We start from the raw sequence: 17,565 nt of genomic DNA, 5'->3' as shown, positions 1-17,565 counted from the left end.
GGCTACTTCAGCAGCTTGGACAGGCGGCGGTCGGCCAGCGGCTTGCCGCCTGTCTGGCAGGTGGGGCAGTACTGCAGCGAGGAGTCGGCGAAGGAGACCTCGCGGATCATGTCACCGCACACGTCGCAGGGCTGCCCGGCCCGGTTGTGGACCCGCAGGCCGGACTTCTTCTCCGCCTTGAGGTCCTTGGCCGCCAGGCCGTGCGCCCGCTCCACCGCCTCGCGCAGCGTGGTGATGATGGCCTCGTGCAGGTCGGCGATCTGGTCGTCGGTGAGCGTCGCCGCGATCTTGAACGGGGACATCTTCGCGGCGTGCAGCACCTCGTCGGAGTAGGCGTTGCCGATGCCGGCGATCACCTTCTGGTCGCGCAGCAGACCCTTGATCTGGGTACGGTTTCCGCCCACGATGCGCTTGAGCGCGGCCACGTCGAAGGAGTCGTCGAGCGGGTCGGGGCCGAGCGCGGCGACACCCGGCACATCATCCGGATTTTTCGTGACATAGACGGCGAGGCGTTTCTGCGTCCCCGCCTCGGTCAGCTCGAAGCCGGGCGCCGGCCCCTCGTCGTCGGGCGCCAGGCGCACCCGGACGGCGAGGGGCCCCTTGCCCGGCCGTACCGGCTTGGCGCCTGTCAGGTCCTCACGCCAGCGCAGCCAGCCCGCCCGGGCCAGGTGGAAGATCAGGTGAAGCCCGTCGCAGTCGAGGTCGAGGAACTTGCCGTGTCTCGACACCCCCGTGACGGTCAGCCCGCCCAGGGCGGTGACCGGCGGGTCAAAGGTCTTGAGGGCCTGGAAGGCCACCACGTCGACGCCCAGGATGGTGCGCCCCACCGCCCGCTCGCGCAGGAAACCGGTGAGAGATTCCACTTCGGGAAGTTCCGGCATGCCACCAGACTACTGATCCCACCGCGTCGTCCACAGCCTGTGGACGACTACGGCACGCTCCAGAAGGCCAGCTCGTGACGCATGCCCTCGGTGAAGAGCGCCTCCGCCCGCGCGGGGTCCGGGTCCGCCTCGTCGATCATCTGCCCGATCCGCCCGGTCAGCGCCGCGAACCCGGGATCGGCGTAGGTGTCCACCCAGGCCCGGTACCGCGGCTCAACCGGCGGATTTTCCGCCAATATCTGGCCAAGCGTCGAATATCCCCACATACACGGATAAAGCGCGGCGAGCCCGTCCGCGTACGAAGCCGCCGACTCCAGCAGGAACGCCGTGTACGCCTCACACGCCGGCCCCTTGACGGCCCCGTCGAGATCCGCCCCGAACCCGGCCGACAGCGACCTGTGCAGATCCAGCTCGTCGTGGAAGGTGGCGTGCGCCAGGTCCACCAGATCCCCCAGGTGCTCCGACGGCGCCTGCCAGGCCAGCCGGGAGAACACCCGGACGTAGTCGAGCAGGAACAGGTAGTCCTGCTCCAGCCACGACCTGAAGACCGGCTCGGCCAGATCACCCCGCCCGATGCCGACCACCGTGGGATGCGCCAGCTGGGCGTCCAGCAGCGGCCGGCCGATCGCGTGCAACTTCTCAGAGACAGTCATGCCAGCACGGTAATGAACGCGCCGGCTCCGGCGCGCATCGCACCGGAGCCGGGGACGGTCAGTTGGGGTCGAGGATGTCCTTGGGCACCGGCTTGTCCTCCTTGAGCGCGTTGAACAGGGCCAGCGCCTTCGTCCTGTCCCACTTGACGGCCGTGCCGCCGCCCGCGAGCTCACTGCCGCCGAACGGCACCACCGTGGTCACCGGGCTGTCGCCCATGGCCAGGCCCAGCGAGAGCATGTCGAACACGCCCGTGCCGTTGTCGACGGCGACCGCCTCGGTGGCGGCCGAGGCCAGCGGGAGCGAGGTGAAGGGGTTGATCAGCACGCCCGGACTGGCCGCCTTCTTCACGACCGCGCTGAGGAACTGGCGCTGCCGCTTGGTCCGCTCGAAGTCGGGCAGCGCGCCGCCCTTACGGGTGCGGACGTAGCCGAGCGCCTGGCCGCCGGTGAGGACCTGCTTGCCCTTCTTCAGCTTGAGACCGGCCTTGGGGTCGTTCACGGCCGCGCGGACGTCGATCTCGACCCCGCCCACCGCGTCGACGATGTCCACGAAGCCGGCGAAGCCGATCTCCATGTAGTTGTCGATGTGCACGCCGGTGACCGTCTCGACGGTCTGGACCAGCAGCGGGGGGCCGCCGATCGCGTAGGCGGCGTTGAGCTTGTTGCGGCCCCGGCCGGGGATGGTGACCGCCGAGTCGCGGGGCAGGCTGACCAGCGTCGGCCTGTCGCTGCCCTCCGGCAGGTGCAGCAGCATCATCGAGTCGGTCCGCTGGCCCGCGCTCCTGCCCGTGGCGAGCTTCCTGCGCTGGGCTGCGGACAGGCCCTTGCGGCTGTCGGAGCCGACCAGCAGCCAGTTGGTGCCGGGGGTGTCGGCGGGGCGGCCCTCGTAGTCGTCGAGCACCTTGTCGATGCCGGCCAGCTTTCCGTCGATCCAGATGAACAGGCCCACGGTCGTCAGGAGCAGCACCGCCAGGAACGCCGCGATGATCGTCAGCACGGTGCGGCCGCGGATGCGCCTGCGGGGTGGCCTCGGCCCCGAGGGGGACGCCTCAGCACCCCCGCGCAGGGGCTTGACCGGGCCGCCGCCGCCCGACCGCTGCTTGCCGTACACCCTCCCCTTGGGCCGCTGGTCGGCCATCGGCGAGTTGACGACGGTCGCGTCGTCGGCGACCGGCGGGCCGGCCGGAGTCGGGCGCGCGCCCGGCCGCTGCGGGAACCGCTGCGCCGGCGCCCCCGCCGAGCGGGACCCGTCGTCGTTCCCGCGTGGCAGCGGCCGGCCGTCGCCTGGCGAGCGCATGGCCCGCGTCCGATCGTCCTCAGACACTTGGTTTCTACTTCCCTTCGCTTGGCATAGACGCTACGTCCAACCCCCCATCAGTGCAGTCTTCTCGCCAAGCTTTTCCCACGGAAAAGTACGCAGAACGCGCCTTAAGTCACTCCCGGAAACAGAGAGGCAAGCTGCATCGTTAGGTTTGTGGACGACCTCTATCGAAGGGATGATCGTGTCCGCTCCGGACTCATGGAGTAGTTGCCCGTGCACGAGCACGGGTTCCCCTGAGAGCTCGCCACGGTGAGCGCCTATCTGGGGCTGTTGGCCCTTTTCCTGCTCACCGCCGCGACGGGCTACTTCGTCGCCCAGGAGTTCGCCTTCGTCGCCGCGGACCGAGGTGTGCTGCGCGAGCAGGCCGCCGCCGGTGACGCGGCCGCCGAAAAGGCGCTGCGGGTGACCTCGCGTCTGTCCTTCATGCTGTCGGGCGCTCAGCTCGGCATCACCGTCACCGCGCTGCTGGTCGGCTTTCTGGCCGAGCCCGCCATCGCGGTGATCGTACGTCCCTGGCTGACGGACGCCGGCCTGTCCGAGACCATGATCGCCGGACTGTCCGTCGCCATCGGCGTGCTCGTGGCCACCGTCGTGCAGATGGTGCTCGGCGAGCTGGCCCCCAAGAACCTCGGCATCGCCAGGCCGGAGCCCGTGGCCAAGTTTCTGGCCGGCTCGACGCTCGCCTACCTGGCCGTCGTGGGCCCGCTGATCCGGCTGTTCGACTCGGCGGCCACCGGCCTGCTGAGGAAGCTCGGGATCGAGCCTGTCGAGGAGGTGGAGCACGGCGCCACCCCCGAGGAGCTTTCCAGGATCATCGAAGAGTCGACCGAGGCGGGCGAACTCCCCCCTCGGCTGTCAGCACTGCTGGAGCGGGCTCTGGAATTCGGCGACCACTCGGCCGAGGAGATCATGGTACCGCGCCCCAGAGTGGTCGCACTCCGCGATTCCCAGCCCCTGTCCGCTTTGGTCGAGGCGATGCGCCAGTGCGGTCACTCCCGCTATCCGGTGCTCGGCGGCGACGGCGACGTGGTCGGGGTGACCGGGGTGCGTGAGCTGCTCACCTTCGGCCTGAACAAGGGCGGCCTGGACGACGCCGGCCTGGACGTGGGCCGGATCGCCGACATCACCCGCCCGCCGCTGCTGGTGCCCGACTCGCTGCCGCTGCCGGTCGTGCTCGACAGGATGCGCGTGGCGAAGGACGACATCGTCTGCGTCATCGACGAGTACGGCGGTCTCGCCGGCGTGATCACCGTCGAGGACCTGGCCGAGGAGCTGGTCGGCGAGCTCGTCGACGAGAACGACCCGGACCCCGTCGGCGCCGTGCGGCGGCCGGACGGCGCCTGGGAGGTGCCCGGCCGGTTGCGGCTCGACGAGGTCGAGCGGGCCACCGGCGTCGCGCTGCCCGAGAGCGACGACTACGACACCCTCGGCGGGCTGATCCTGGCCAAGCTGGGCCGGATGCCGGAGCCGGGCGACACGGTGACGGTCGAGACCGTCCCCGAGGACGACCCGTTCACCGAGGACGAGGACGAGCATCACGCGGAGCTGACCGTGATGTCGCTCAACCGCCGCGTGCCCGAGTGGGTGCGGCTGGCGCCGGCCAAGCATGTGGAGGCGGCGCGATGACGATGATCCTGATCGGCGTCGTCCTGCTGGCCCTCAACGCGCTGTTCGTGGCCGCGGAGTTCGCCTTCGTGTCCTCCAGGCGCCACCGGCTGGAGGAGATGGCCGGTGGCGGCAACCGGCTCGTCAGAATCGCCGCCAGGTCCGCCGTGGGCGGCAGCCGCCAGCTGTCGCTGATGCTCGCGGGGGCCCAGCTCGGCATCACGCTCTGCACGCTGGGGCTCGGCCAGGTCACCGAGCCGGCGATCGAGCACTACCTGGAGCCGGTCTTCGCCGCCATCGGCGTCTCGGAGTCGCTGCGGCTGCCGATCGCGCTGACGATCGCGCTGGCGCTGGTGACGTTCCTGCACATGGTCGTGGGCGAGATGGCGCCCAAGTCGTGGGCGCTGACCAACCCCGAGCGGGCGGCGCTGATCCTGACGCTGCCCTTCCGCGGCTTCACCTGGGTGATGCGCCCGCTGCTGTCCTCGCTGAACGGGGTCACCAACCTGCTGCTGAGCCTGTTCGGCGTGCAGCCGCGCGACGAGCTGGCCACCACCAGGACGCCCCGCCAGCTCGCCATGCTGGTGGGCGAGTCCGGCCGGATGGGCCTGCTCGACCGGGAGGAGCACGACCTGCTGACCAGGGCGCTGCGCTTCGAGGCCGAGGGCATCGAACGGCTGATGGTCCCGATCGACAAGGTGACGGCCGTGCCGTCGTCCGCCGGCGCGACCGAGATCCGGCGGGAGGCCGCGCGCAGCGGCCACCTCAGGCTGCTCGTGCGGGGCGCGGACCCGGCCGACGGGGCGGCCGCCGTGGAGGGCGTCAACGGCGTCCTGCACGCCCGTGACACCCTGCTGGAGCCCAACCGTACGGCGGGCGAGCTGGCCCGTCCGGTGCCCCGGCTGGCCTGTGTCACGCAGGTGCCGGAGGCCGTGACCGCGCTGCAGGAGGCCCGCTCGCATCTGGCGCTGGTCACCGGGGCCAACGGCGTGGTCATCGGCATGGTGAGCCTGACGGATCTGCTCGGCCAGTTGCTCGACACCCGGACACTCGCCGTCTGACCCTGCGTTCGCTGTGGGCTAAAACACATCGCCCGGCCGGAAAGTGACTCGTAAGCGGGTTGCAACCGGCCGGGCGTACCTTTTCGCCCCTGGGCAGCGCCACGCGGAAGGTTCTTGGAAAAGAAGAAGCCCCGGCTCTTGCGAACCGAGGCTGCTTTCGTCAGTGTGGGTCTGCCGATTTGATCGGAAGATCCGAGGTGGGCGAGGAGGGATTTGAACCCTCACGTCCTTTCGGACACACGGACCTGAACCGTGCGCGTCTGCCGTTCCGCCACCCGCCCTTGTGGGTGCTGAGAAACAGTAGCACGTAACAGCCAGTGGTACTGAACCCGGATACGATCGCATAAGACACGGGAGCGGAGGAGCTGGGCGCGAGGGCCACGAGCGCCTGGACCGCCGCGACGTGGGACGAGCGGAGACCGGACGCCACCGGCGTTTGGGGGCCGCGATCATATGCACGGAGAAGGGAGGTACCCGGTGGGAGTCCTTCAGCGCTTCGAGCGACGGCTCGAAGGCTTGGTTGAGGGGGCCTTTGCGCGGGCGTTCAAATCTGACCTTCAGCCGGTCGAGGTCGCCAGCGCGGTGCAGCGGGAGATGGACGAGCGGGCGGCGATCGTCGCCCAGGGTCGCACTCTCGTGCCCAACGACTTCGTGGTCGAGCTGTCCACGACCGACAGCGAACGGCTTGAGGTTTACGCCGACAGCATCAGCCACGAGCTGGCCAACCTCGCCAGGGAGTACGCCAAAGAGCAGGGCTACTCCTTCGTGGGACCGGTCCGGGTCCGTTTCGAGACCGCCGCCGACCTGGCTGTGGGACTGTTCCGCATCAGGTCCGGCGTCATCCGCGGCGCGACGGTCGAGCAGGACGAGATTCGCCAGCCGGCGAGCGATCTGCCACCGTCTAGGCCCAACGCTTTCGGCGGGCGGCCCCGGCTGCTCGTCTCAACTCAGGACGACCCGCAGGGCGACCGCTCCTACGAGCTCACCACTCCGGTGACCTTGCTAGGACGCGGCACCGACTGCGATCTTCGTCTCGTCGACCCCGGCGTGTCGCGTCATCACGCGGAGCTACGCGTCGAGGGTCAACAGGTCGCTCTCGTCGATCTCGGATCGACGAACGGCACGTTCGTCAATGGCCAGCCGGTACGCAGAATCGAGCTCCAGAACGGCACGCGAGTGACGCTGGGGCGCACGACTCTGGTGTTCCGGCGCGATTAGGGGTAGACAGACGGTCCATGTCCGAGCTCACGCTGCTGCTGATCCGGCTCGCCTTCCTGGCGGTGCTGTGGTTTTTCGTCATTGCCGCAGTCGGCGTGATCCGGACTGACTTGTTCGGGTCACGTACGGCTCCTGCTGGTCCACGCAAGGGGGTCAAACCTGCCAAAGCCGTGGCAAAGCCCAAGAGCAAGAAGGGCGAGCCACGCCAGCTTGTTGTGACAGGTGGCCCCTTGCAAGGCACCACCATTAACCTCACGGAGACGCCCATCACCATTGGCCGGGCGAACGACGCCACGCTGGTAGTCAGCGACGACTACGCATCCAGCCGGCATGCCCGGCTCTTCCCTCAGGACGGTCAGTGGATCGTGGAAGATCTCGGTTCAACCAACGGCACATATCTCGACCGCTCGAAAGTCACCCGTCCGACCCCGGTTCCGCTCGGCGTTCCCGTCCGTGTCGGCAAGACAGTCATTGAATTGCGCAAATGACCATCGCACTCCGCTACGCGGCCCGCTCGGACGTCGGCCTCCTCCGCGAAGGAAACGAGGACTCGGCGTACGCTAGCGGCCGCCTGCTCGCCGTCGCGGACGGTATGGGCGGGCACGCTCACGGCGAGGTGGCGAGCTCCGTCGCCATCGCCGCAATGGCCTCTCTCGAAGAGGCCCAGCAGGGTGGTGACCTGCTCAACGCCATCGAGGCGGCCGTACGCGACGCCAATCGCAAGCTGCACGAGATGGTGGGTCGGGATCCCAGCCTCAAGGGCATGGGCACCACGCTCACCGCGATGCTCTGGCACGGCACCCAGGTCGCGCTCGTGCACGTCGGCGACTCGCGCGCCTACCTGCTCAGACGCGGGGAGCTCTACCAGATCACCCACGACCACACGCTGGTGCAGCAGCTCGTCGACGACGGGCGCATCACCCCCGAAGAGGCCGCGACGCATCCGCAGCGCTCGATCCTGCTGCGCGCGCTCGACGGCAGCGGCGAGGTCGATCCCGACCTCACGTTGCGCGAGGCGCAGGTGGGCGACCGCTATCTGCTCTGCTCCGACGGCCTGTCGGGAGTGGTGAGCGCGGAGACGATGCACGCCACCCTCACCAATTTCGAGGATCCGGAAGAGGTCGTCCGCCAACTCATCGACCTGGCGAACCGCGGTGGCGGGCCGGACAACATCACCTGCGTGCTCGCCGACGTGCTGGAGATCACCGACGGGCAGCAGCTGCCCGCCGAGGCGGCCGTGGTCGGCGCGGCGGGCATGACGCGCCTGCCGCCCGGTCCCCACGAGACCTCTCCGGGGCGAGCCGAGTCGGCCACCGCCCCGCAGCCGGTGATCAGCGACGACGACTTCGACGCGCCGGCCCCGCGGAGTTCCCGGCGGCCGGGCAAGCGTCGCCGGGTCTGGCCCGTGCTGGTCTCGGTGTTGTCCGTGGCCGTCGTCGCCGCGGGCGTCGGCGGCTACTTCGGCTGGCAGTGGACCCAGGACCAGTTCTTCGTGGGCGCGTCGGCCGACGAGGTGGTCGTGTTCCAGGGCATACAGCAGGAAGTGGGGCCCATCCGGCTCTTCTCCGTGGTCGAGCGCACCGGCAAGTCCGTGTCCGAGCTCTCGCCGCCCGACCAGGCCCTGATCAAGGGCGGCATCGAGGTCACCAACGTGGCCGAGGGCCTCACCAAGATCAACGGGTTGAGTTTCGCGAAAGACGCGACGGAGCAGAAGGCCGCACCCGCTGCCAGCTCGACACCATCCGCGACCCCGACGAAAACGAAACCCCAGTAAATGACCGAAGTGGCCGAAGCACCCGTGACCATGCCCGCCAAGCGGCGCGTGGCCCAACTCGCCATGCTCGCGTTCGCCGTCGTGATCGTCATGGGCGCCTACGCCAACGTGGGGCTGGCGATGGACGGGGCGATCCCGTCGGGCATGCTGACCTACGGCCTGGGCCTGGGCGGCCTGATGCTGGCGGCCTATCTGGTGCTCGCCAAGTTCGCCCCCTGGGCGGACCCGCTGATCCTGCCGCTGGTGACGCTCATCAACGGGCTCGGCCTGGTGATGATCTTCCGGCTTTCCGAGACGGACTCGACGCTGCCGTCCGCCACGCTCGCCTCACCGAGCACCCAGCTGATGTGGACGTTCGTCGGCATCGTGATGTTCAGCCTCACCCTGATCTTCCTGCGCGACCACCGCGCGCTGCAGCGGCTCACCTACACCGCCGGCGCGGTGGGCCTGATCCTGCTGATCTCGCCGCTGACCCCCTTCCTCGGTCAGGAGATCAACGGCGCCCGCATCTGGGTCGGCATCCCCGGCGTCGGCCAGATTCAGCCCGCCGAGTTCGCCAAGCTCGCGCTGGTCGTGTTCTTCGCCGGCTACCTGGTCGCCAAGCGGGACGTGCTGGCCCTGGCCGGGCGCAGGCTGCTCTTCATCGACCTGCCGCGCGCCCGCGACCTCGGCCCGGTGCTCATCACCTGGGGCGTCAGCCTGGGCGTCCTAGTGATGCAGAAGGACCTGGGCTCCTCGCTGCTGCTCTTCGGCACGTTCGTCGCGATGCTCTACATCGCCACCCAGCGCAGCTCCTGGGTGATCATCGGCATCCTGCTCTTCGTGGGCGGCGCCATCGTGGCAGGCATGCTCTTCAACCACGTGCAGGAGCGCTTCAACGTCTACCTCAACCCCGGCGATCCAGTGCTGTTCGACCAGGTCGGCGGCAGTGCGCAGCTCATGCAGGGCCTGTTCGCCATGGGGTCGGGCGGCATCCTCGGCACCGGCCTCGGCCAGGGCCACCCCGAGCTCATCCCGCTGGCCTTCTCCGACTTCATCTTCCCCGCCACCGGCGAGGAGCTGGGCCTGACGGGCCTGATGGCGCTGCTCATGATGTACGCCCTGCTGGTCGAGCGCGGCCTGCGCACCTCGATCGCGGCCCGCGACCCGTTCTCCAAGCTGCTGGCGGGCGGGCTGTCGTTCCTGCTGGCCTGGCAGGTGTTCATCATCGTCGGTGGCGTGACCAACCTGATCCCGCTGACCGGACTGGTCACCCCGTTCATGTCGCAGGGCGGCTCGGCGTTGCTGTCTAACTGGATCCTTATCGCGCTGCTGGTACGCATGTCAGATGCGGCGCGCAAGCCGCCACCCCAGGCGATCCAGAACGAAGGAATGACGCAGGTGTTCCAGCGATGAACGGGCCCATCAAGCGTGCGGCCGTGGCCTGCCTGGCCATGTTCGCGTTACTGATGATCAACGTGAACGTTCTCCAGGCCGTCAACGCAGGGAAATACCGCGACGACGCTCGCAACACCCGCAACTACTACGATCGCTACGCCGTCCAGCGCGGCCGCATCACGGCCGGCGGCAAGGTGATCCTGGCCCAGTCCAAGGAGGCCAAGGGCGACTTCAAGTTCCTCCGGGAGTATCCCGAAGGCGAGCTGTACGCCCACCTCACCGGCTTCTTCTCCCCCGAGAGCGCCTCCGCGATCGAGGCCAGCCAGAACAAGATGCTCGACGGCTCCAGCCCCGACCTGCTGCTGCAGCGTGGCATCGACCTGTTCACCGGCGAGCCGACCCGGGGCGCCAACGTCGACCTCACGATCGTCCCGAAGGCGCAGAAGGCCGCCTACGACGCGCTGCGGCAGAGCGGCAAGCGCGGCGCCGTGGCGGCGATCGACCCCAAGACCGGCGCCATCCTGGCGATGGTCTCGCTGCCCACCTACGACCCGGCCGAGCTGTCGGGGACCGACAAGGGCCAGGTGTTCGGCCGTTACGACGAGCTGGCCAAGCAGAAGTCGCAGCCGCTGCTCAACCGCAACATCGACCGCACCTACCCGCCCGGCTCGACCTTCAAGGTGGTGACCGCCGCCGCCTTCCTGGAGGACGACTCCAGCCGGGACGCCCAGACCGTCGTGGACGCGCCGCAGGTGCTGCAGCTGCCCAACACCACCGCCGGGCTGCCCAACTACGGCGGTGCGGCCTGTGGCGCCGGGCAGGTCACGCTCGTCTACGCGCTGGAGAGGTCCTGCAACACGCCGTTCGGCAGCATCGGCATGGACCTCGGCTACGAGAAGATGAACGAGCAGCTGGTGAAGTTCGGCGCGGGCGAGCCGCTGGCCGTCCCGATGTCGGTGGCGCAGAGCAGCTTCGGCAAGAAGGAGGACCAGGCCGCGGTCGCCCAGGCCTCCATCGGCCAGCGCAGCGTCCAGATGACGCCGCTGCAGATGGCCATGATCGCCGCTGGCATCGGCAACGACGGCACGGTCATGAAGCCGTATCTGGTCAACAAGATCACTGACGCCAAGGGCGACACTCTCGAGGAGGCCGAGCCCGAGGAGTTCAGCGAGGCGGTCAGCTCGGAGACGGCGGGCAAGCTGCGCGACATGATGGTCAGCGTCGTCGCCAACGGCACCGCGAACCGGGCGCAGATCTCCGGCGTCCAAGTGGCGGGCAAGACCGGAACCGCGGAGACCGCTGACGGCCAGCCGCCGCACGCCTGGTTCATCTCCTTCGCCCCGGCGAACGATCCGAAGATCGCGGTGGCGGTGCTCGTCGAGTCCGGCGCCGCGAAGGTGGGCGCCGAGGCCACCGGCGGCGGGACGGCGGCGCCGATTGCAAAGGTGGTAATGGAGGCGGTGCTGAACCAGTGATCGATCGGTGATGGACGGTAACGTGCTGGACCATGCGGCTCGGTAACCGCTACCAACTGCTCTCCCCCATAGCCACGGGCGGCATGGGGGAGGTCTGGCGTGCCCGCGACGAGCTGCTCGGCCGCGAGGTGGCGGTCAAGGTGCTGCGCAGCCACATCTACGCCGATCCCGGGTTCCGCGAGCGCTTCCGCAACGAGGCGAGGATCACCGCCGGCCTGGCCGACCCCGGCATCGCCCAGATCTTCGACTACGGCGAGCACAGCGACCTGGCCTATCTGGTGATGGAGCTGGTGCACGGCGAGCCGCTGTCGGCCATCCTGACCCGCAACGGCTCCCTCGGGCCCGAGGTGGCCCTGGACGTGCTGCACCAGACGGCCAAGGCGCTGCACGTCGCGCACTCCTCCGGGATCATCCACCGCGACATCAAGCCCGGCAATCTGCTCGTCACGCCCGAGGGCGCCATCAAGGTGACCGACTTCGGCATCGCCCGCGCGATGGAGGCGGCGCCCGTCACGCAGACCGGCACGGTGCTCGGCACCGCCCAGTACGTCAGTCCCGAGCAGGCTCAGGGCCTGCCGCTGACGCCGGCGACCGACCTCTACTCGCTGGGCGTCGTGGCCTACGAGTGCCTGTCCGGGCGGACTCCGTTCCGGGCGGACAGCGCGGTGGCGATCGCGCTGCAGCACCTGAACGAGGAGCCGCCGCCGCTGGGCGTGGACGTGCCCGCCCCGGTGCGGCAGCTCGTGCTGGCGCTGCTGGCCAAGGACCCCGCCCAGCGCCCCGGCTCCGCGCTGGAGCTGGCCGACCGCGCGTACGTGCTGCGCGAGTCGCTGGCGGGCGTTTCGGCGGGCGCCGAGTTGAGCATGCTGACCGATCCGTCCGGTTTCACGGTTCGCCCGCCGGAGCCGGACGGCGGGCAGGTCACCGAGGCCGGGCCGACGGCGGACACGGTGGTGCAGAAATCCGCTCCCCGGCCACGGCGGCGCGGGGTCGGCCGCACCCTGGCGCTGGCCGCCACCGCCGGATGCGTGGCAGCGGTCGGATTCGGCGCCTTCGCGTTCACCTCTCCGCAGGTGACGCCGGCTCCCGTGCCCACCCCCACCGCGGAGCCCGCCGAGCCGGCGGGCGGCGCCGGGACCCCGAAGCACAAACCATCACGTACTAAGACACAAACCCGTCGCCCTCCAGTTGTTACGGTGAAGTCGACAAGGCCGGTACCCTCACGGTCGGCTACGGTTACCAAGTCGGCAACTCCGACGAGACGGCCGACGCCGAAACCGACCCCGACCGCCACCCGTACACCGACCCCCACACCGACCCCAACGCCAACTACGACGCCGACAGCGACACCTTCGGCCTCGCCGGACCCGGGTGAAACGAACCCGCCGAAGGAGGAGACGTGATGCGCCAACGGGTCGATGATGGACACCGGCGGCCGCCCCCCGAGCAGGCCGGCCACAAGATGAACGGTAAGGGACAGTGCAGGAAATGACTCAGCCTCGGCTACTCGGAGGTCGCTACGAGCTCGACGGTGTCGTCGGGCGCGGCGGCATGGCCGAGGTGTATCGCGCCCGAGACATCCGGCTGGACCGAATAGTCGCGATCAAGACTCTCCGGTCGGACCTGGCAAGAGACCACACCTTCCAGGCCCGCTTCCGTCGAGAGGCCCAGTCGGCGGCGTCGCTCAACCACCCGGCCGTCGTCGCCGTCTACGACACCGGCGAGGACGTCACCGAGGGCACCCCCGTGCCCTACATCGTCATGGAGTACGTCGACGGCCGGACGCTGCGCGACCTGCTGCGCGCCGATCGGCGGCTGCTGCCGGAGCGCGCGGTCGAGCTGGTCGACGGCATCCTGCGCGCGCTCGACTACAGCCACCGCGGCGGCATCGTGCACCGCGACATCAAGCCCGCCAACGTGATGATCACGACCGGCGGCGAGATCAAGGTGATGGACTTCGGCATCGCGCGTGCGATGGCCGACTCCGCCGCCACCATGACGCAGACCGCGCAGGTGATAGGGACCGCCCAGTACCTGTCGCCCGAGCAGGCGCGCGGCGAGCGGGTCGACGCCCGCAGCGACATCTACTCCACCGGGTGCCTGCTCTACGAGCTGCTCACCGGCCAGCCGCCGTTCACCGGCGACTCCCCCGTCGCGATCGCCTACCAGCACGTGCGCGAGGACCCGATCCCGCCGTCGCAGATCGACCCGGAGATCCCCGCGTGGGCCGACGCGATCGTGCTGAAGGCCATGGCCAAGGACCCCGCCCACCGCTACCAGAGCGCGGGCGAGATGCGGGCCGACATCCAGCGGGCCATGTCCGGCATGCCCGTCGACGCGCAGACGATGACGATGGGCGGCAACTACGGCCAGGCCCAGGGCACCCGGATGATGACGGCGACCCAGTCCGCCGCCGGGCCGGCCACCCAGCGCTCCGGCGCGCTGCCGGACTACGAGTATGACGACGGCGGCGGTCGTGGCGGGCGGCGTAGAGCCAATGGCGGCGGCAACAACGCGATCAAGACCGCGGCCTGGATCATCATCCCGCTGCTGATCATCGGTGCGTTCATCACCGTGGGCTACGTGGTCTTCAGCAGCGGTGGCGGCGGCGCGACGACCGACGGCGCGATCAAGGTGCCCGACCTGGCCACCCAGCAGCTCGACTACGCCCAGACGGAGCTGCAGACCCTTGGGCTCAAGGCCCAGGTGCTCGAGGAGTTCAGCGACAGCGACAAGGGCACGGTCATCAAGACCGACCCGGCCGCGGGCGTCGAGGTGGAGAAGGGCGCCACCGTCAAGGTGTACGTCTCCAAGGGCCAGGAGAAGGTCGAGGTGCCCGCGGGGCTCATCGGCCTCACCACCGACGAGGCCAACCAGCTCCTCACGGAAGCGGGGCTGAAGGGCTCGGTCAAGACCAAGGCGTCCAGCAGGGCGCAGGGCAAGGTCTTCCAGACCGACCCGAAGGCCGGCAGCCAGGTCGAGAAGGGTGGCACCGTCACCCTCTACATCCCCAAGGAGCTGGCCGAGGTCCCGAGCGTCCTCAACCTCACCGAGCAGGACGCCAAGCAGGTGCTCGAAGGCGCGGGCTTCAAGGTCCAGGTGCGCAAGCAGCCCGACCAGCAGGCCGAGGGCACGGTCATCCAGCAGAACCCCGGCGAGGGCGCCAAGCTCTCCCCGCGGATGACCGTCACGATCGTGGTCTCCGAGGGGCCGGCGGCGCCGACCCCGACGACGGAGCAGCCGACGGACGACTTCCCGACCGACGACGGCCTGCCGACGGACGACACGGACCAGCCGCCCTCGGACGACTTCCCGACCCAGGAGGAGCCGCCGGGCGACGACCCGCTCGGCGACAACGGCCTGGGCGGCTAGACAGGCGGCTGAACAGGCGACTGAGGGCCGCCATCCCCTCTGGGGGGGTTGGCGGCCTTCGCGTGTCCCCGCGGACGCCGTACGTGCGCCTCAGGCCCGTGCCGGACAGCGGAAAGCGCCCCCGCCGTTCGGGGGCGACGGCGGGGGCGCTCAACTTTGAGTCGTTTCGCGGCAGTTGTTCGTTACAAGATGGCCTGCAGCCAGTTCGCCAGCAGCCGGTGGCCGTGTTCGGAGAGCACGGATTCGGGGTGGAACTGGATGCCTTCGATGGGCGCGGTGCGGTGGCGCAGCCCCATGATGACGCCGTCGTCGGTGCGCGCGGTCACGTCCAGCTCGTCGGGCACGGTCTCCGGGAGCACGGCCAGCGAGTGGTAGCGGGTCATCCGCACCGGCGAGGGGAGCGTGGCGAAGACGCCCTTGCCGTCGTGGGAGATGTCACTGGTGCCGCCGTGCACGAGCTCGGGAGCGCGGGAGACCGTGGCGCCGAAGGCGCAGGCGATGGCCTGGTGGCCCAGGCAGACGCCCAGCAGCGGCTGTCCCCGCTCGACCGCGTGGTGGACCAGGGGGATGCTCACACCGGCCGCCTCGGGCGTGCCGGGGCCGGGGCTGACGAGCACCGCGTCGAAGCCGTCGGCGTCGGCCACCCGCACGTCGTCGCGGGAGCGCACGTCACAGGTGGCACCCAGCGCGCGTAGGTACTGCACGATGGTGTGGACGAAGCTGTCGTGGTTGTCCACCACCAGCACACGGCTCATCTGCGTACGGTCACCTCGTCGAGCGTCACTGCCGGCTCCCATAGCGGGAACACGACATACCAGAGTACGACCACCGCGACGGCGACCAGCACCACGGCCCCCAGCAGCTTGGTGGCGGTGCCGCCGGGCAGCTTGCGCCACAGCCAGGCGTACATCTCACTCCTTCCTGAGCTCGGTCCGCTTGAGCACGCCGTAGACGATGAGCCGCTGGGCGGCGGAGTACTCCGGATGGCAGGTGGACAGGGTGATGTAGGCACGGATGGGCCGGATGTCGGGCTTGCCGGGCACGGGGGCGATCACCTCGACCTCGTCCGGCTCCACGATGTCCTGCGAGGTCACCCGGTAGGTGTAGCGGGCCTCGCGGGCCTCGACGATGATCTCGTCGTCGCGCTCCAGCTCGTCGATGCGCTTGAACGGCGCGGCATACGTGGTCCGATGCCCCGAGATCACGAAATTTCCTATTTCGCCGGGTAGGGCGCTGCCGGGGTAGTGGCCCGGCCCCCTCTTCAGGTGCTCGGCGTCCACGCCCTCCACCACGGCGTACTCGTAACCGCGACCCAGCCTCGGGATGCGCAGCATGGCCAGCGCCCCACCGAGCTCGATCTTCTCGATCCGCCCCGCGCTCGCGGCGGCCAGCTCCCGCTGGAGCAGCAACTGCTGGCTCGCGGTGTAGGCGCCGGTGCCCCAGAGCAGGTAGGCGCAGAACAGCGTCAGGATCAGGCCCGCGGTGACGCTCAGCTCCCCCACGGTCCGCAACGTGGCCCGCACCCGGCCAGCGTATGCGTGCGCGATCGTGATCCCCGGGATCGCCATGTCGCGCGCGTGGCGACTATCCTGGGGCACGCTACGACTACCCTTAACGAAGAGCCTGTGGCGATCCGGAAGCCCAGGCCCTCAGCAGGAGTTATCCAGTGCCCAAGTCCAAGGCTCGCAAGAAGGCGGTCTACACCCCGCCGCAGAAGTCCCAGACGGTGCAGGTCAGCCCCCGCTGGCTGGCACCCACGATGGTCGCGTCATGGATCATCGGCATCCTGTGGATCGCCACCTACTATGTGGCGCCCACGGCACCCTTCATCGGCGATCTGCAGAACTGGAATCTGCTGATCGGGTTTGTTTTCATCATCTTCGGTGTGGTGCTCTCCACCCGCTGGCGTTAGTTTTTCCACAGCTTTTCCACAGCTGGGGACGTCAGCGCAGAGCATCGAGGATCGTGGCATCTCTGACCAGCACGAGCACCACGAGGATGGCCAGCGCTCCCCCGATCGCCAGCACCTGCCACAGGGTCCGGTTGTTCTTGGGGGCGAGGGTGATGCCTGCCGCCAGCGCCGCCCCGGTGATCAGGCCGCCCACGTGGCCGGTCCAGCTGATGCCCGGCACGATGAACGTGATGACCAGGTTGATCGCGATGAGCGCGGCGATGCCGCGCACCTCGGTGTTCAGCTTGCGGCCCACCACGAACATCGCGGCGAACAGCCCGAAGATGGCCCCGGACGCGCCCACGGTCGCCGAGTTGATCTCGCTCAGCCAGAAGACCATCACCGAGCCGCCCAGGGCACTGACCAGGTAGACGGCCAGGAAACGGGCGTGCCCGAAGGCCCGCTCCAGGTACGGGCCCACCATGTAGAGGGCCCAGCAGTTGAACAGGATGTGGAAAACTCCGCCGTGCACGAACGCCGCGGAGATCAGCCGGTAGTACTCGTCCATCACGGCGACCCCGGCCGGCCACATCGCCAGCCGCTCGGTGATGCCCAGCTCCGGGAGCTGCTGGGCGCCGAACACGATCACGTTGACGGCCAGGAGCGCCCAGGTCACGAAGGGCGTGGTCACGACCGAGCCACCGAAGGTGGACCTGGCCTGCCGCATGCCCTTGTTGCCCTCGGCCACGCACTCGGGACACTGGAACCCCACGGCGGCATCACGCATGCAGTCGGGGCAGATCGGCCGGTCACACCGCTGGCAGCGAACCCAGGTCTCCCTGCCAGGATGCCGATAGCACGTCGGCACCGCCTCCGCCGGCTGCTCGGGCTGCGAAGGCGTGCTGGGCGGCTGGCTGGTCATGACCGCAGCCTATGG

Annotated in this window: 17 protein-coding genes and 1 tRNA gene; 10 read left to right on the top strand and 8 right to left on the bottom strand. The window is 69.3% G+C overall.

All coding sequences use genetic code 11. From position 1 onward, the window contains the following. Positions 1 to 2 precede the first annotated feature (2 nt). From ACIBQX_RS44825 to ACIBQX_RS44815, 3 genes are read right to left on the bottom strand one after another with little or no spacing between them, the layout of a single operon-like run. The gene (locus ACIBQX_RS44825; RefSeq protein ID WP_397015824.1) at positions 3 to 881 is read right to left on the bottom strand and encodes an Fpg/Nei family DNA glycosylase; all 879 of its coding nucleotides are present in this window, start codon (positions 879 to 881) and stop codon (positions 3 to 5) included. A gap of 47 nt (positions 882 to 928) precedes the next feature. Beyond that, a complete protein-coding gene (locus ACIBQX_RS44820; protein ID WP_397015822.1) occupies positions 929 to 1,534 on the bottom strand; it encodes a TenA family protein in 606 nt (201 codons plus the stop codon). Between the two features lie 58 nt (positions 1,535 to 1,592). Further along, the gene (locus ACIBQX_RS44815; protein ID WP_397015820.1) at positions 1,593 to 2,858 is read right to left on the bottom strand and encodes an LCP family protein; all 1,266 of its coding nucleotides are present in this window, start codon (positions 2,856 to 2,858) and stop codon (positions 1,593 to 1,595) included. 246 nt (positions 2,859 to 3,104) lie between these two features. Between ACIBQX_RS44815 and ACIBQX_RS44810 the strand changes: the two genes are divergently transcribed. Together ACIBQX_RS44810 and ACIBQX_RS44805 are read left to right on the top strand one after the other, a co-directional pair. Then, positions 3,105 to 4,481, top strand: coding sequence for a hemolysin family protein (locus ACIBQX_RS44810; protein WP_397015818.1), 1,377 nt, complete (start codon positions 3,105 to 3,107; stop codon positions 4,479 to 4,481). Further along, a complete protein-coding gene (locus tag ACIBQX_RS44805; protein ID WP_397015816.1) occupies positions 4,478 to 5,521 on the top strand; it encodes a hemolysin family protein in 1,044 nt (347 codons plus the stop codon). Before ACIBQX_RS44810 ends, ACIBQX_RS44805 begins: the two co-directional genes overlap by 4 nt. A gap of 198 nt (positions 5,522 to 5,719) precedes the next feature. On the opposite strand, the gene ACIBQX_RS44800 is transcribed toward ACIBQX_RS44805, so the two are convergent. Then, a tRNA-Leu gene (locus ACIBQX_RS44800) sits at positions 5,720 to 5,802 on the bottom strand. Positions 5,803 to 5,998: 196 nt separating this feature from the next. Here ACIBQX_RS44800 and ACIBQX_RS44795 point away from each other — a divergent pair. The 7 genes from ACIBQX_RS44795 (at position 5,999) to pknB (ending at position 14,737) form a co-directional block, all read left to right on the top strand. Beyond that, on the top strand, positions 5,999 to 6,739 hold the full coding sequence (locus ACIBQX_RS44795) for an FhaA domain-containing protein (protein WP_397015814.1): 741 nt from the start codon (positions 5,999 to 6,001) through the stop codon (positions 6,737 to 6,739). Between the two features lie 17 nt (positions 6,740 to 6,756). After that, positions 6,757 to 7,227 (top strand): FHA domain-containing protein, encoded by a 471-nt coding sequence (locus ACIBQX_RS44790; RefSeq protein WP_397015812.1) that lies wholly within the window; start codon positions 6,757 to 6,759, stop codon positions 7,225 to 7,227. Further along, on the top strand, positions 7,224 to 8,513 hold the full coding sequence (locus tag ACIBQX_RS44785; protein ID WP_397015810.1) for a Stp1/IreP family PP2C-type Ser/Thr phosphatase: 1,290 nt from the start codon (positions 7,224 to 7,226) through the stop codon (positions 8,511 to 8,513). The genes ACIBQX_RS44790 and ACIBQX_RS44785 overlap by 4 nt, the downstream gene beginning before the upstream one ends. Beyond that, complete coding sequence (locus ACIBQX_RS44780; protein ID WP_397015808.1) at positions 8,514 to 9,908, top strand: FtsW/RodA/SpoVE family cell cycle protein; 1,395 nt, start codon at positions 8,514 to 8,516, stop codon at positions 9,906 to 9,908. After that, on the top strand, positions 9,905 to 11,365 hold the full coding sequence (locus ACIBQX_RS44775) for a peptidoglycan D,D-transpeptidase FtsI family protein (RefSeq protein ID WP_397015806.1): 1,461 nt from the start codon (positions 9,905 to 9,907) through the stop codon (positions 11,363 to 11,365). Before ACIBQX_RS44780 ends, ACIBQX_RS44775 begins: the two co-directional genes overlap by 4 nt. A 32-nt stretch (positions 11,366 to 11,397) precedes the next feature. Further along, positions 11,398 to 12,768 (top strand): serine/threonine-protein kinase, encoded by a 1,371-nt coding sequence (locus tag ACIBQX_RS44770; protein WP_397015804.1) that lies wholly within the window; start codon positions 11,398 to 11,400, stop codon positions 12,766 to 12,768. An 85-nt stretch (positions 12,769 to 12,853) separates the two neighbouring features. Further along, complete coding sequence (pknB, locus tag ACIBQX_RS44765) at positions 12,854 to 14,737, top strand: Stk1 family PASTA domain-containing Ser/Thr kinase (protein ID WP_397015802.1); 1,884 nt, start codon at positions 12,854 to 12,856, stop codon at positions 14,735 to 14,737. 182 nt (positions 14,738 to 14,919) lie between these two features. Here pknB and ACIBQX_RS44760 read toward each other — a convergent pair whose 3' ends face one another. From ACIBQX_RS44760 to ACIBQX_RS44750, 3 genes are read right to left on the bottom strand one after another with little or no spacing between them, the layout of a single operon-like run. Beyond that, positions 14,920 to 15,492 carry a gamma-glutamyl-gamma-aminobutyrate hydrolase family protein gene (locus tag ACIBQX_RS44760; RefSeq protein ID WP_397015800.1) on the bottom strand — a complete coding sequence of 191 codons (573 nt, stop codon included), beginning with the start codon at positions 15,490 to 15,492 and terminating at the stop codon, positions 14,920 to 14,922. Continuing rightward, complete coding sequence (locus ACIBQX_RS44755; RefSeq protein WP_397015798.1) at positions 15,489 to 15,647, bottom strand: hypothetical protein; 159 nt, start codon at positions 15,645 to 15,647, stop codon at positions 15,489 to 15,491. The genes ACIBQX_RS44760 and ACIBQX_RS44755 overlap by 4 nt, the downstream gene beginning before the upstream one ends. A 1-nt stretch (position 15,648) precedes the next feature. Further along, positions 15,649 to 16,260 carry a class E sortase gene (locus tag ACIBQX_RS44750; protein WP_397015796.1) on the bottom strand — a complete coding sequence of 204 codons (612 nt, stop codon included), beginning with the start codon at positions 16,258 to 16,260 and terminating at the stop codon, positions 15,649 to 15,651. A gap of 143 nt (positions 16,261 to 16,403) precedes the next feature. On the opposite strand from ACIBQX_RS44750, the gene ACIBQX_RS44745 reads away from it, so the two are divergent. Continuing rightward, positions 16,404 to 16,649: a cell division protein CrgA gene (locus tag ACIBQX_RS44745; protein ID WP_397015794.1), complete on the top strand. Its 246-nt coding sequence runs from the start codon at positions 16,404 to 16,406 to the stop codon at positions 16,647 to 16,649. A gap of 31 nt (positions 16,650 to 16,680) precedes the next feature. On the opposite strand, the gene ACIBQX_RS44740 is transcribed toward ACIBQX_RS44745, so the two are convergent. Further along, positions 16,681 to 17,550, bottom strand: coding sequence for a rhomboid family intramembrane serine protease (locus tag ACIBQX_RS44740; protein WP_397015792.1), 870 nt, complete (start codon positions 17,548 to 17,550; stop codon positions 16,681 to 16,683). Between the last annotated feature and the right edge of the window lie 15 nt (positions 17,551 to 17,565).

It is taken from the genome of Nonomuraea sp. NPDC049714, from assembly GCF_044465295.1.
Lineage (GTDB): Bacteria > Actinomycetota > Actinomycetes > Streptosporangiales > Streptosporangiaceae > Nonomuraea.
This window is presented reverse-complemented; position numbering and strand designations above follow the sequence as displayed.

Excerpts from the sequence above, each read along its gene's own strand:
- ACIBQX_RS44820 (WP_397015822.1), bottom strand. The coding sequence starts at position 1,534 with ATGACTGTCTCTGAGAAGTTGCACGCGATCGGCCGGCCGCTGCTGGAC.
- ACIBQX_RS44760 (WP_397015800.1), bottom strand. The coding sequence starts at position 15,492 with ATGAGCCGTGTGCTGGTGGTGGACAACCACGACAGCTTCGTCCACACC.
- ACIBQX_RS44805 (WP_397015816.1), top strand. The coding sequence starts at position 4,478 with ATGACGATGATCCTGATCGGCGTCGTCCTGCTGGCCCTCAACGCGCTG.
- ACIBQX_RS44770 (WP_397015804.1), top strand. The coding sequence starts at position 11,398 with ATGCGGCTCGGTAACCGCTACCAACTGCTCTCCCCCATAGCCACGGGC.
- ACIBQX_RS44740 (WP_397015792.1), bottom strand. The coding sequence starts at position 17,550 with ATGACCAGCCAGCCGCCCAGCACGCCTTCGCAGCCCGAGCAGCCGGCG.
- ACIBQX_RS44785 (WP_397015810.1), top strand. The coding sequence starts at position 7,224 with ATGACCATCGCACTCCGCTACGCGGCCCGCTCGGACGTCGGCCTCCTC.
- ACIBQX_RS44780 (WP_397015808.1), top strand. The coding sequence starts at position 8,514 with ATGACCGAAGTGGCCGAAGCACCCGTGACCATGCCCGCCAAGCGGCGC.
- pknB (WP_397015802.1), top strand. The coding sequence starts at position 12,854 with ATGACTCAGCCTCGGCTACTCGGAGGTCGCTACGAGCTCGACGGTGTC.
- ACIBQX_RS44825 (WP_397015824.1), bottom strand. The coding sequence starts at position 881 with ATGCCGGAACTTCCCGAAGTGGAATCTCTCACCGGTTTCCTGCGCGAG.
- ACIBQX_RS44790 (WP_397015812.1), top strand. The coding sequence starts at position 6,757 with ATGTCCGAGCTCACGCTGCTGCTGATCCGGCTCGCCTTCCTGGCGGTG.
- ACIBQX_RS44755 (WP_397015798.1), bottom strand. The coding sequence starts at position 15,647 with ATGTACGCCTGGCTGTGGCGCAAGCTGCCCGGCGGCACCGCCACCAAG.
- ACIBQX_RS44775 (WP_397015806.1), top strand. The coding sequence starts at position 9,905 with ATGAACGGGCCCATCAAGCGTGCGGCCGTGGCCTGCCTGGCCATGTTC.